Genomic DNA, 13,302 nt, shown 5'->3' with positions numbered 1-13,302 from the left:
GCACCTTGTAGCGAAGACATTGCCAGCCGATCGCCCTGCCTCGTCTTTCAATATTGATGTTCTGAATTTGAATGAATCGTTTCAGTGGGGTCAAACACGACATAGAATGCCCCGGTAGGAACTTTGCGCTGCAAAAACCGCACCATATCATCTGCATCGGCGCGATTGTGGGTACGCCCGATCGGCTTGGGTTTGAGTCCGGGAAAGACGGCAATGATTTGCCAGGGTTGAAGGCGAGTCATTTTCAGTGTGTATAATGTGTATCTTTTACGATCAAAAGAATATCATAATGTGTATACCCATTCGTAGCGTTTACGACTAAATTTGGAGTGTGTATCGCATGGAGCCTGTAAATGAGCCAAAGTCAGGACGAAACCCGAACCAGAGTGAACATGACTCTGGAGCAACAGGCGATCGAGGGGTTAGATCGAATTGCTCAGAAGATGGGGGTGAGCCGATCGGAGTTAGTGAATCAGATTGGCAAGGGGACGCTCCCGCTTTACCCCATTCAAATCACCCCAGATCTGAAACTCATGGGAAAGCTTTACGCCTTCAGGTTGAATCTGTTCGCAGTCAGAAGGCTCTCCTACGGATGCTGATGCAGCAGCTAGATGAACAGGAAAAACAGTTAGAAAAGGTGATTGCTGAATATGAGGAGAGTATTCAGGGCAGTTCACAAAACGTATAAAGTGTGTATAAAGTGTGGAGGATTGGAGAGGAGAAGTGAGAGGCTCGATCGCCCCGCTTTATCTTTGATTTTGGTTTTCTACTTTTGAATTGATTAGTGGAGTGAAGCTGATGAAAACATTTACTGCTTATGTGGAATACGATCCAGAAACAAAGTTATATGTGGGTATTGTTCCAGGGATTGCAGGCGCGCATACACAAGCAGAAAGCCTGGACGAATTGCAGGTGAATCTTAAGGAAGTGCTGGAACTTTGCCTTGAAGAATATGGCAGTGATTTAGAGGATTTGCCACGATTTGTGGGCATTCAGCAGATTGAGGTAAGTGCATGAGTCGTTTGCCGATCGTCAATTTTCAGACGATGGAAAAATTGCTGAAAAAGTTAGGGTTTGAGGCAATTAGACAAAAGGGAAGCCACGTTTTTTATCGTCATCCGGATGGTAGAACGACAACAGTTCCCTATCACAAAGGTCGAGATCTTGCCCGTCCACTGATTCGGGAAATTCTGAGGGAGATTGAGCTAAGCCCAGATGAATTTTTGCGTGAATTGGAAGGGCTGTGAGGGAGATGAGTGATCGCCCTTCCCCATCTTTGTTTTGATTTTCTAATTTTGAATTGAAGGTATGAGTGACGAACTATTTGAGCTTCCTGAAGGTTGGGAATGGGTTAAGTTATCTGATATTCTAGTAATTCTTTCAGGCGAAGCTTTTAAGAAAAAAGATTATTCATCTTCTGGAATCAGGCTTCTTCAAATTGCTAATGTATCTTTTGGCAAAGTTATATGGGATCAACAGAACTTTTTACCAGAGGATTTTTTAGCTAAATATCCAGAACTGGTTTTAGAAAAAAATGATATTGTAATGGCTTTGAATCGCCCGATTTTGAATGATTTATTGAAAATAGCTCGTCTTCAAAAAGAGGATGCACCTGCAATACTTTATCAAAGAGTAGCCCGATTTAATCTCTTTCTAGATGAGATGAGAGACTTCTTTTTTTCCTACACAAGCTCTCCAGAATTTATTCAATTAATTCGTAATAACTTACAGGGGTCTGACCAACCATACATTAATACAAGCACTTTACCCAGTCTACCAATACCCATCGCACCACTCAATGAGCAAAAGCGGATTGTTGCCAAGATTGAGGAGTTGCGCGATCGCCATCAAGCTGCAAAACAAGCCCTCGAAGAAGTACCGAAGTTGTGCGATCGGTTTCGTCAATCTGTCCTTGCGGCTGCTTTTCGAGGTGATTTAACAGCCGATTGGCGCGAAGAAAACCCAGATGTTGAACCCGCTTCGGTTTTGTTGGCGAGGATTAGGAGCGATCGTTACTCCTTGTGGTTTGATGAGTTAGCAGCTAAGGGAAAAAATTGTTCTAAAGTTAAGTATTCAGAACCGATTGAGCCAGACATCTCTGGTGTCAATAATTTACCTGAGGGAACCTCGAAAAATTGTTTCAGGAGCGTCTTAAATTGAGACTACTATGAGATCATAACATTAGGTTAGAACGGAGCAGGGAACAATGAGCCAAACTGGAGTTTGGGAGTGGGAAAAACGTCAGAGCAAATTGAACCAGAAAAAAGATTTACTGATGAGGCTCGATCAAATTATTCCCTGGCAGGAGTTCCGCCCGACTCTAGAGAAAATTCATAATAAACCTCGCAAGAGCAACGCGGGTCGTAAAGCAATGGATGTCGTCGTCATGTTTAAGTTGTTGGTGCTGCAACAGTTGTACAACATTAGCGACGAAGAATTAGAGTATCAGGTGAGCGACCGACTATCGTTCATGCAATTCATGGGCTTTGGCTTAGCCGATGAAGTTCCCGATGCCACAACGGTATGGCTGTTTCGCAAACAACTGAGTGAACAAGGATTGATTGAAGCAGTGTTTGAGCAGTTTGATGGCTATCTCGTTGAGCAAGGCTATGCAGCTAAAGGTGGACAAATCGTCGATGCGACGCTGATTCCCGTCCCCAAACAACACAACAGCGACAAAGAAAACGAGCAGATCAAGCAGGGCAAGACCCCCCAACAGTGGCAAGATCAACCGCATCGCCGCGCTCAAAAAGACACCGATGCGCGCTGGACGAAAAAGGGGGATAAGAGTTACTTCGGCTATAAAGACCACATTGGCATCGATGCAGCGTACGGTTTGATTCGTCGTTATGCGGTTACAGATGCCTCAGTGCATGACTCTCAAGTGTTAGGAGCATTACTCGATGAAGACAACCAGAGTGATGAAATTTGGGCAGACAGTGCTTATCGCAGTGCTGCCATTGAGGAGACTTTAGAACTAATGGGCTTTGAGAGCCAAATTCATGAACGGGCTTATCGCAATCGTCCCCTCAGTGAGGCGCAAAAGCAATCCAATCGTGACAAATCCAAAACTCGTGCCAGAGTCGAGCATGTGTTTGGTCGGTGGACGATGCAGATGGGAGGCAAGCTCATCCGTTCGATTGGTCTAGTGAGAGCGAAGGCAACGCTAGGGTTGAAAAACTTGACCTACAACTTTGTACGCTACACGTTTTTACAGACTCAATGTCCTTGCTGAGGCAGAAAATTGAAGCGTAGGGGTGCATTGGAGTGTTCTGTTGGCTGCATGGAATGAAGAATTGATTGCATGACTATCAGCACAACGTTGTTCTTTGTCTCATTTGAGACCCAATCTTACCTCAAAATGAATTAATCGAGGTTCCCCTGACACTTGGGAATGGGTATCCTTAGATCAGCTTCTATATTCTCTCCGAAATGGACTTGCCAGAAAACCAGCAGACGAATTACCAGGAATTCCAATCTTAAGAATCTCGGCAGTTCGAGCAATGGAAGTAAATATTGATGATGTCCGTTTTTATCGACCAGATAGTTCTGAGGAGATAGATTCTTACTTAATAGAAGCTGGCGACATCTTGTTCACTCGCTATAACGGAAATCAGCATTTTGTAGGAGTTTGTGGTTTAGTATCTGAGAGAGTAGATAAGCTACTTTATCCCGATAAGTTAATTCGTGGACGGCTAGTAAATAAAGATCTTTGCTTGCCCAAATTTCTGGAAATAGTATGTAACGTTGGAGTCTCAAGGGCACATATTGAGCAACACATCAAAACTTCAGCGGGACAACACGGAATAGCTGGTTCTGACTTGAAATCTACGCCTATTCCCTTGCCTCCTGTTGCTGAACAGAAAGCAATAGTAGAAATTGTAGGTAATCAATTCTCTGCATTGAAAAGGCTCATCTCTACATCAGACTTTTGCTCTGAAAGCCTTCAGTGCCTCAATCAATCCATTCTTGCCAAAGCCTTCCGGGGTGAACTTGTCGAGCAAGACCCCAACGATGAACCTGCCTCTGTGCTACTCGATCGAATTCGGGCAGAACGAGAAGCATCGCAGGAAACCAAAAAGCGGCGATCAGCAAGGGGAAAGCGAAAGAAGACGACTGATAATCAATTGGACTTGCCAGGGTTAGATTAGCTCACAGTCCCATCTTTTCTATCAGCATCGTTCACAAACAAACTTTATCGCAGCAAAGGTTATACAGTTTCAATACTAGTCAGTTTCCAGATGCCGTGTTTTCCTTCAGGTTCAGACTTACACAACACAATACCAGAATCGAAATTAGCTACAGGCACTCCCAGTACAGTCAAACGAGATTTGAAATCAACCATACATTGAAATAAAGATGTATCTTGGTCAAGAATTTTATGTACTGTTATCTGAAGCTTTGGAGCCATTGCCATTGGAAGATTATCAAAGACATTCTCAAAAAAATTAAGAAGCTCCTCCTTGTTACTAGCTCCGTAGAAATTTCCGCTATAGGATAAGGAAATGACCTGAGATAACTTATTAAGATCTCGACCGTCATAGGCATCCTTGAAACATCTAAACAGGGTAAGCGTTTCTGGGCTAAGTCCATCTGGAGTTCTTTCCTTATGCTCCTGCTCCTCAAGATGCTCTTTGATAATTCTTATTCCCTCAGACAAAGTGATATGTAAAAAATTCTCTGCTGTCATCATAGTCCTTTTGTTGCTGTCAACCCTTAACGAAAAACCCGAATTTGGCTTTCATGAATCCAACCAGAACTGCCACACGCCGTCGTCAAAAACCACCCATCACGCGGTTCAACATACACACGAATAATCTCCATTCGATCAATCATGCAGATCACCGAACCCCCTGGCGACGATCGCACATTAGAAGGTGGATCAAACACCAGCATGTATGCCATATCTGGCCCTCTCGCCTCATCCGTAACCTGCCTTGCAGAACAAACCAACCTGATCATCGTCTCCGTAGTTCGAGACTGCGGCGTATAGCTTTGTCCATCCACATACCACGTCCCCTGCCCACAATGAACCTCAGCATCAATGCGCTCTCCACCCAGGTAATAGGTAAACCCACCCCACCAACTCCCAGAATTGCCATTGCGAGTAATGGATGCCGTATCTAGCCGTACCACCTGTCCCCCCGCTGCCTCACCTAATGTCAGCAACTCGGCCTGAGCCGCCTGTCCAAAACCAAGAGACAAAGCAACACTCGTAAAGCCCGCCAACCCAAGCATCTTAAACAAATTCATTCTCACCCTCTAAAACGATCGCAATGGTTTGCCATAGAGCTAGAATTCCCATTCAAATGCTTCGGGTATCGGAAAAATGCGATCGCTCTGTATAAAAGAAACGCTCCTTGTAAAAATCCTCCCAACCATAGACCCGATCGCCCCCGTCGCCGCAGCCGTTTCAGTGGGCTGATAAACTGACATCCTATTTTTCTACCTTGCTTGCCTCTCCCTGCTTTGTTGCAAATTGTTTCAGAAATAGCTAGAACTTTACTATCCTGTAATTCTCTACCTTACTTCGTGAGTTCAGCGTTCCTATGTCCCCAGAGTTCTCGATCGACTCCCAAAATGGCACTTCCTCCAGCAGTGCGGTGAATGGTTTTGATGTCTCGAATCATGGTGTCAATCATGTCAATCATGGTGACGATCGGCACAGTCCAGTTGGCGTGAAGGCGAAGCCAGATGGGCAAAATGGCTCTAAGGCAGTGGGATCGCTGCTGACCGCTCACCCCGATCGAGATTTTGAGTCACGCCACATTGGGCAAGGGAGGCCGAGATCCAGCAAATGCTAGAGGTGCTGGGGCTGGCCTCGCTGGATGAATTAATTGATCAAGCCGTTCCAACCGCCATTCGGCTCAAGCGATCGTTGAAATTAGGAGCAGGGCAGAGTGAAGCCGGATTGCTGGCAGCATTGAAGCAGATCGCGTCACAGAATCAGGTCTTCCGCTCCTACATCGGCATGGGATACCACCACTGCATTACTCCCCCGGTGATTCAGCGCAATATTCTGGAAAATCCGGGCTGGTACACCCAGTACACCCCCTATCAACCGGAAATTTCCCAGGGTCGCCTGGAGGCTTTGCTCAACTTCCAAACGATGGTGATGGATCTGACTGGGATGGAGATCGCCAACGCATCCATGCTGGATGAGGGAACCGCTGCGGCCGAAGCCATGACCCTCAGCTATGGTCAGCACAAGGGAGAGGCAAATATTTTCTGGGTATCAGCAGCCTGTCATCCCCAGACGATCGATGTAGTACGAACTCGCGCCAGACCCTTAGGGATAGAGGTGGTAATTGGCGATCACCGGACATTTGAGTTTGATCAGCCCATTTTCGGGGCATTGCTCCAGTATCCAGCCACCGATGGGGCGATTTATGATTATCAAGACTTTATCGATCGGGCCCACTCCGCTGGAGCATTAGTAACCGTCGCGGCCGATCTATTAAGCCTGACGCTCTTAAAACCACCCGGGGAATTTGGCGCGGATATCGTCGTCGGCAATACTCAACGCTTTGGAGTTTCCCTGGGCTACGGTGGCCCCCATGCCGCCTTCTTCGCCACTAAAGAAGCCTACAAACGCCAGCTTCCCGGACGGTTGGTGGGAGTCTCCAAAGATGCCTTTGGTCGTCCTGCCCTGCGACTGGCTCTACAAACCCGCGAACAGCACATTCGCCGCGACAAGGCCACCAGCAATATTTGCACCGCTCAAGTCCTTCTCGCCATCATGGCCAGTATGTACGCCGTCTACCACGGCCCAACGGGACTGAAACGAATCGCCGATCGCATCCACACCCTCACCGCTACCCTGGCCACCGGACTCAAGCAGCAGGGCTATACCCTCGGCTCCGAACCTTATTTCGATACCCTCCGCGTGGAAGTGGGCGATCGCCAGACTGAAATTCTGGAACGGGCGAAAACGAATCAAATTAACCTGCGGGCGATCGGCACAGCGGCGATCGGCATTGCCCTGGACGAAACCACCACCGAGCCAGACCTCACCGATCTCCTACAAATTTTCTCGACCTCCGCCACTTCCTGTAAGGGCGAATCGCAATTCGCCCCTACTTCGCCACTCCCCACGTCCCACTCCTCACCCCTCCCTCCCCACTCCTCACTCCTCCGCACCTCACCCTACCTCACCCACCCCGTTTTCAATATCTATCACTCTGAAACCGAACTGCTCCGCTACATCCATCGCTTGCAGACGAAGGATCTGTCCCTGACCACGGCCATGATTCCCCTCGGCTCCTGCACCATGAAGCTGAATGCCACCTCGGAAATGTTGCCCGTCACCTGGCCAGAGTTTGCCCAGATTCATCCCTTTGCCCCTCTAGAGCAGACCAGGGGCTATCAAGTTCTGTTTCAGCAGTTGGAGGACTGGCTAGCGGAAATCACTGGATTTGATGCGATTTCTCTGCAACCCAATGCAGGTTCCCAGGGAGAATATGCCGGACTCCTGGTGATCCGGCAGTACCACGCGGATCGGGGTGAATCCCATCGCAACATTTGCCTGATCCCGGAATCAGCCCACGGGACGAATCCAGCCAGCGCAGTGATGGCAGGCATGAAGGTAGTAGCTGTCGCCTGTGATGCAGATGGAAACATTGATATTGCCGACCTGAAGGCAAAGGCCGAGAAACATCAGGACAATCTAGCAGCACTGATGGTGACGTACCCCTCCACCCACGGAGTCTTTGAAGAAGGGATTCTGGAAATCTGCCAGATCGTTCACGACCACGGGGGGCAGGTTTACATGGATGGAGCCAATATGAACGCTCAGGTGGGTCTATGCCGTCCCGCCGACTTTGGAGCCGATGTTTGTCACCTCAACCTGCACAAAACCTTCTGCATCCCCCACGGAGGCGGTGGCCCAGGTATGGGGCCGATCGGAGTCAAGTCTCATCTCGCACCCTTTCTGCCGGGTCATGCGGTGATTTCCCCCACTCCGCTCTCTTCTGAACAGGCGAATGGCAATTCACCCCTACCTGACTCCCCCACCGGGGCTATCTCCGCCGCGCCCTGGGGCAGCAGCAGCATCCTGCCGATTTCCTGGATGTACATTGCTCTGATGGGAGCCTCTGGACTGACGAAAGCAACCCAGGTCGCTATCCTCAACGCCAACTACATCGCCAGGCGGCTGGAGGGACATTATCCAGTTCTATACAAGGGGAAGAATGGCTTAGTTGCCCATGAGTGCATTATCGACCTGCGGCAGTTCAAAAAGTCCGTTGGCATTGAGGCGGAGGATGTGGCGAAACGGCTGATTGATTACGGCTTCCATCCCCCCACCATGTCCTGGCCGGTGGCGGGAACCGTGATGGTGGAACCGACCGAAAGTGAGTCGAAGCAGGAACTCGATCGCTTCTGTGAGGCGATGATTGCCATCCGGGAGGAAATTCGAGAGATTGAATCAGGGCAGGTGGATCCGAAAAACAATTTGCTCAAGCACGCACCCCATTCTGCATCCAGCCTGCTGACCGACTCCTGGGATCGCCCCTACTCCCGCGAACGGGCCGCCTATCCCACCCAGTGGACACGGGAAAACAAATTCTGGGCAGCCGTCGATCGGATTGATAATGCCTACGGCGATCGCAATCTAGTTTGTTCCTGCCTGCCGATGGACGCTTACGAGTAAATTTTGTTTGACCGATTTCCCCAGGATGCATCATGACCGATTGGTGGCAACAACACTTTCCCAACGGGCGACAAACCCTGACCATTCCCGATGCCAGTGGTCGTAAAGTGGCGATCGCCTATGGAGAAGCAGGTTCCGGTCAACCGCTGGTATTGCTGCACGGGATTGGCAGTTGGAGCTATAACTGGCGGCACAGTATCCAACCCTTATCAGCCCACTTTCGCATCATTTGCATTGATGCCAAGGGCTATGGTTTCTCAGAAACGCCACCCCTGCCAGAAGTGATTGGCCATCAAGTGATTGAGTTGTTTAGGGTGATTCAATCCCTGTGCGACTCGCCTGTGATGATTGCCGCCGAATCCCTGGGAGCCTTAACCGCCCTCGCCCTGACCCAATCCTATCCAGATCAAGTCGATCGCCTGGTAGTGATTAATGCCCCCGTATTTCCGCAGCAGTTACCCAGTTCCAGTATGCGATCGCTCTCTGCCCTACCCCTACCCCTGGTGGAATGGGTCGATCAAAACCAACTGGTTCGCCCCTTTAACCCGATCGTCCAGTCCATGACTCGCTTGATCCGTCGAGAAGTCGTGCTGGATGCCTCACAAATTGCCGACGAGGACATCTACTGGCTCACCTATCCCTACCTGCACATCCCCGGTACGCTGACTCAGTTTGCCGCCGACTTACAGCTTGCCGCACAGGAAATCGATCGCTTCCACCGCAAGCAACCGAACCTGATCCAAACCATTCAGGATAATCTCCCCAAAGTCACCTGTCCCACCCTGGTGCTGTGGTCTGATCACGATCGCTGGTTTCCGATCGAAAATGGCAGGTTACTGCATTCCAGGCTCCCCAATTCCCGCTTTGAGATTGTGCCCAACTGCGGTCATGTCGCGTCGAGTGGCAATCCTGAAGTGGTGAATGCGGCCATTATTAAGCATTGTCAATCTGCCGCATCCCCTTGAGGATGGGTGGAGAGCGATCGAGTATGGGAAAGTAAAGGGTAAAACGCTAACATAAAGGCGAACTCTCTGTGGTCTATGTCCTTTGAGTCAGACTGGACGGGCAAGATGCCCACCCCACAAGAGTTGTCATCAACTGTTGGTTCTCAGTCCTTTGGGGCTGACTGGGCGGGCAAGATGCCCACCCCACAAGAGTCATCTCTCATTCCTACTTCCTACTTCATCCTCAGTCCTCAGTCCTCAGTCCTCAGTCCTCAGTCCTCAGTCCTCAGTCCTCAGTCCTCAGTCCTCAGTCCTCCCATGCGATACAAGCAAAAACTCTTCTGGCTCCTGGCACTCCTGCTTCTATGGCTGTTCTGTAGTGGCACGGCTCAGGCAGGTGAGTTAGCAGCACGATTGTCGCGCTTTCCCGACTGGCAGGGAAAACCGTTGGTGCAGTCTGCCAAGGGAGATTTGATTTACCCAGAATGGTTTGCAGGGGATTGGGTAGTCACTACAACTCTGGTGGATATGGAGGCTCCTCTGGCTCCAGAACTGGTGACTCCAGGCTTTGAGGGCAACCAACGGTTTTTGAATCAGCCGATCGTCTTTCCAGTGCGGTTTGTAGAGGAACAGCCCGAAGGGATTCAGATGTTTCTCCAGCCGATTTTGAATCCTTTGAATGGCGACACAACATCGATTATTTCCGATCGCGCTTTTAATGGATTGAGTCTGCGCAGGCCTACTTGGGGGAAGATGCTGTGCTGGCGGTGAAGCTGGATCCGAAGAATCCCAATCGTCAGATTACCCTGCTCAAAAACGATCGTCGTTTGCTGTCTACGGTTACAGGGCGCGATACAGAGTCGCCTGCGCCGAATCAATTCATCACCACTGAAATTTTTCAGCAGGAATTCCTGGGCATTGCCGATATTTACTTTAACGAAGTCGAAAATACCACTGCCTATACCTATTTCCCGCCTCAAAAGGATGCCCCTTCCGGCGACGATCGCCCTGACATCGTAGCGGAACAGGTGACAGCCATTTACCTATCGCCCCAGGATCCTGATTACTTCAAAACCTTCCCCACAGATAATCTGTTTGCCCCCTCGCGGCCGGTCGCCCTGTATCGTTATCAGATGGAATTTCGCAGAGCCAATCCCAGCGATCGGAGCAATCTATCAACCTGAGGCAGATTGTCTGATTCGCCTCCTTAAAATTTGTCTAAGAAATGCAAATTGAACAAATTGAATAATCTAAAATTCTTGTGGGGTGGGCATCCTGCCCGCCCAGTCAACCAAGCAGAACGATTGACAGGTTGAATTCATAATCCAAGCTGAATGACCCAAGCTGAATGATCCAAGCTGAATGGTCTAAGCTGACCCTATTCCGCTGCCTTCCCCAACACTGGTAAATCCACCTGTAGCGTTGTCCACCCATTCTGACTGCTGGCATGAATGCTGCCCTGGAGGGTTTCCACTAACTTTTGGACTAAGGCCAACCCCAAACCGGTACCCCCCTGCTGCCACGGATCGGCCTTGGGGATCCGATAAAACTTCTCAAACATCCGAGGAATCTCTGCCGCCGGGACATTGGCTTCATTTCTAACCGCAAACCGGGTCATGGCATGGGGACTGACTGCTAGATTTACCACATGACTCACCTCTAAGGTAATTCTTCCCTGGGGTGGGGTGTACTTACAGGCGTTATTTAATAACTCCGCCAGAATTCGTTCTAATGTCTTGCGATCGGACATTAATGCAGACATTCCACTGGGTACTTCAACGTTGAGTACCTGTTGTCGATTTTTGGCACGGGAAATAAATGGCGCAATTACCGTTGGCAACCAGGTTTGCAGGTGAATAGGTTCTAAGGCAACCGTATAGGAATCATTTTCGAGTTTCTGTAGATCCAGTAAATCGTTAATCAACTCAATTTCACGACTACATTCCGCTTCCAGGATATTCATATAGCGTTCTCGCTTCTCCGGCGTGGGGGCTGCCTTCAACATATGAATCGCCATTTTGATATTTGCTAACGGAGTCCGCAATTCATGGGAAACAGTGCTAAGAAAATCATCTTTGAGCTGATTCAATCGTTCGAGTTCTTTAACCTGAGATTGCGATTCTTTATACAATCTGGCTTGACGAATGGCGATCGCACATTGGTTCGCCACCTGTTCTACTAATCGGATATCCTGCGGGCTAAAGGCATACTCTTTATGATGAATTAGCCAGAGATCTCCAATCACCCCCTGATCATCTCGAATCGGGCAAGCCAGCATCGAAACCAGCCCCCGCTCCGGGTTAGGCACAAGGGAGCAAAACTGAAAATATTGCCCTCCCAAAAGTTGGCTATACAGTTCTGGTACCGCCGAAAATTGAGCCACTCGTCCTAAATAGGGAGAGATAGAAGTGGTGTATTCGTAGCAGGTAGTTGAAGCTCGCTGATCCAGATCATACATGGATGCATTGCAACCGCTAATTTTTAAAACTAACGCTAATTCCCGGACAGCCGCCTGCAAAATTTGATCTTCATCTAAACTATCCCGTACCCGATCGGTGATTCGTTTGAGAGTCGCTTCAAATTCAAACGCCACCTGCAACTCTGCGGTACGGGCCGTCACCTGATTTTCTAAATCATCATTCAGGTGCTGAATTTGTTGATGCAGTTCAGACTGCTGAATGGCGATCGCTAACTGAGTCGATAATCGTTCTAATAATTCAACCTCAAAGGTCTCCCAATGCCGCACTCCATCACACTGATGCACCACCAGCACGCCCCAACGCTGTTCCCCAAAAGCGATCGGCATCGTCAGTCGAGAACGAATCTGCCAGTGTGCCATCCACTCTGGAGCTGTCTCAGACAGAGGCAATGACATCAGGTGCTCGGTTGCTGCCTGAATGGTTTGTTGGTTCAGTCCTAAATATTCCCCAAGCTGAGCGTGTTTCACATTCTTGCCCAGACAGGATGCCAAACCTTCTCCGATCGCCTCGGCCATGATGAGATGCCAGCTTTCACCAATATAGCGGGCAATGATGACGCGATCGGCTTGCAGAAATGTTCGGATCTCGGTGACAGCAGTATCCAGGATATCTTGCAGATCAAGGGTCTGAAGCACCCGCATCGCAATCTTGTTAATTAAACGCTCGCGCTCAAACTGCTGCCGGAGCATCTCCACATTGATCATGTCATAGGCGTTTTGCACCATCGCCCGAAACCGCACTTCAGCTGCATGCAGAGAAGACTCTGATGGAATCAGGGAAGTCGTTTCCAACAAAAAGAGACTCACCATACGAGTGCGAGCAACAGCAAAACAAGCGATCGTCCAGCAACGTTTAGACGATGGTGTACCCGTTTCAACGTTGAGATCCGTGATGGAATTTCCGGTTTCTAAAGCGTGCTGACAGGTTTGCTCCAGTGCCGTAGAAAAATCAGGCAGAACTTCTCGCAGGTACTTGCCCTGACAATCCTCCAGGGTCAACCCGCTGATCTCCGCCAGAACCGAATTACTTTGAATACAGCGAAATTGCTCATCCACGAGCAGAACACCAACCGATAGGCTAGAAGCTGCTATAAAACAAGCATCCAGAACTTTCTGCCAGTGGTTTCCCCGTTCTGGCTCTCCGGCGTTCATCTGCCCAACACACAACCCATTTTGATTCGCAGAACTCATTCGGTTTCAGAAGTTAACCCAATCGAGGATAATCATGT

13 protein-coding genes and 1 pseudogene are annotated in these 13,302 nt (G+C 49.2%); 10 read left to right on the top strand and 4 right to left on the bottom strand.

What is annotated here, in order from left to right; all coding sequences use genetic code 11:
• Nucleotides 1–47: 47 nt before the first annotated feature.
• Complete coding sequence (locus ACM1PF_RS34290) at nucleotides 48–242, bottom strand: hypothetical protein (RefSeq protein ID WP_416671058.1); 195 nt, start codon at nucleotides 240–242, stop codon at nucleotides 48–50.
• A gap of 111 nt (nucleotides 243–353) precedes the next feature.
• On the opposite strand from ACM1PF_RS34290, the gene ACM1PF_RS34285 reads away from it, so the two are divergent.
• The 6 genes from ACM1PF_RS34285 (at nucleotide 354) to ACM1PF_RS34260 (ending at nucleotide 4,151) form a co-directional block, all read left to right on the top strand.
• Entirely contained in the window at nucleotides 354–599 is a 246-nt protein-coding gene (locus tag ACM1PF_RS34285; RefSeq protein ID WP_416671057.1) for a ribbon-helix-helix protein, CopG family, read from the top strand.
• A gap of 199 nt (nucleotides 600–798) precedes the next feature.
• Nucleotides 799–1,017: a type II toxin-antitoxin system HicB family antitoxin gene (locus ACM1PF_RS34280; RefSeq protein ID WP_416671055.1), complete on the top strand. Its 219-nt coding sequence runs from the start codon at nucleotides 799–801 to the stop codon at nucleotides 1,015–1,017.
• Nucleotides 1,014–1,247, top strand: coding sequence for a type II toxin-antitoxin system HicA family toxin (locus ACM1PF_RS34275; protein WP_416671053.1), 234 nt, complete (start codon nucleotides 1,014–1,016; stop codon nucleotides 1,245–1,247). The genes ACM1PF_RS34280 and ACM1PF_RS34275 overlap by 4 nt, the downstream gene beginning before the upstream one ends.
• A 61-nt stretch (nucleotides 1,248–1,308) precedes the next feature.
• Nucleotides 1,309–2,160: a restriction endonuclease subunit S gene (locus ACM1PF_RS34270; RefSeq protein ID WP_416671051.1), complete on the top strand. Its 852-nt coding sequence runs from the start codon at nucleotides 1,309–1,311 to the stop codon at nucleotides 2,158–2,160.
• 46 nt (nucleotides 2,161–2,206) lie between these two features.
• Nucleotides 2,207–3,235 (top strand): IS5 family transposase, encoded by a 1,029-nt coding sequence (locus tag ACM1PF_RS34265; protein ID WP_416670108.1) that lies wholly within the window; start codon nucleotides 2,207–2,209, stop codon nucleotides 3,233–3,235.
• 130 nt (nucleotides 3,236–3,365) lie between these two features.
• Nucleotides 3,366–4,151, top strand: coding sequence for a restriction endonuclease subunit S (locus tag ACM1PF_RS34260; RefSeq protein WP_416676933.1), 786 nt, complete (start codon nucleotides 3,366–3,368; stop codon nucleotides 4,149–4,151).
• Nucleotides 4,152–4,210: 59 nt separating this feature from the next.
• Here the strand turns inward: ACM1PF_RS34260 and ACM1PF_RS34255 are convergent, their stop codons facing one another.
• The gene (locus tag ACM1PF_RS34255) at nucleotides 4,211–4,693 is read right to left on the bottom strand and encodes a hypothetical protein (protein WP_416671048.1); all 483 of its coding nucleotides are present in this window, start codon (nucleotides 4,691–4,693) and stop codon (nucleotides 4,211–4,213) included.
• 23 nt (nucleotides 4,694–4,716) lie between these two features.
• Nucleotides 4,717–5,205, bottom strand: coding sequence for a hypothetical protein (locus tag ACM1PF_RS34250; RefSeq protein WP_416671045.1), 489 nt, complete (start codon nucleotides 5,203–5,205; stop codon nucleotides 4,717–4,719).
• Nucleotides 5,206–5,549: 344 nt separating this feature from the next.
• Between ACM1PF_RS34250 and ACM1PF_RS34245 the strand changes: the two genes are divergently transcribed.
• From ACM1PF_RS34245 to ACM1PF_RS34230, 4 genes and pseudogenes are all read left to right on the top strand, one after another.
• Nucleotides 5,550–5,804, top strand: a complete 255-nt coding sequence (locus ACM1PF_RS34245; protein WP_416671043.1) for a hypothetical protein — start codon at nucleotides 5,550–5,552, stop codon at nucleotides 5,802–5,804.
• Complete coding sequence (gene gcvP / locus ACM1PF_RS34240) at nucleotides 5,798–8,650, top strand: aminomethyl-transferring glycine dehydrogenase (protein ID WP_416671041.1); 2,853 nt, start codon at nucleotides 5,798–5,800, stop codon at nucleotides 8,648–8,650. The genes ACM1PF_RS34245 and gcvP overlap by 7 nt, the downstream gene beginning before the upstream one ends.
• A gap of 32 nt (nucleotides 8,651–8,682) precedes the next feature.
• Nucleotides 8,683–9,615 carry an alpha/beta fold hydrolase gene (locus tag ACM1PF_RS34235; protein ID WP_416671039.1) on the top strand — a complete coding sequence of 311 codons (933 nt, stop codon included), beginning with the start codon at nucleotides 8,683–8,685 and terminating at the stop codon, nucleotides 9,613–9,615.
• 75 nt (nucleotides 9,616–9,690) lie between these two features.
• A pseudogene (locus ACM1PF_RS34230) lies at nucleotides 9,691–10,778 on the top strand (DUF6816 family protein).
• Nucleotides 10,779–10,972: 194 nt separating this feature from the next.
• On the opposite strand, the gene ACM1PF_RS34225 reads toward ACM1PF_RS34230, so the two are convergent.
• Nucleotides 10,973–13,264 carry a GAF domain-containing protein gene (locus tag ACM1PF_RS34225; RefSeq protein ID WP_416671036.1) on the bottom strand — a complete coding sequence of 764 codons (2,292 nt, stop codon included), beginning with the start codon at nucleotides 13,262–13,264 and terminating at the stop codon, nucleotides 10,973–10,975.
• Between the last annotated feature and the right edge of the window lie 38 nt (nucleotides 13,265–13,302).

The organism is Egbenema bharatensis FJBBOT/2019, assembly GCF_048077055.1.
In the GTDB taxonomy this organism is placed as follows: Bacteria; Cyanobacteriota; Cyanobacteriia; order Elainellales; family Elainellaceae; genus Egbenema; species Egbenema bharatensis.
This window is presented reverse-complemented; position numbering and strand designations above follow the sequence as displayed.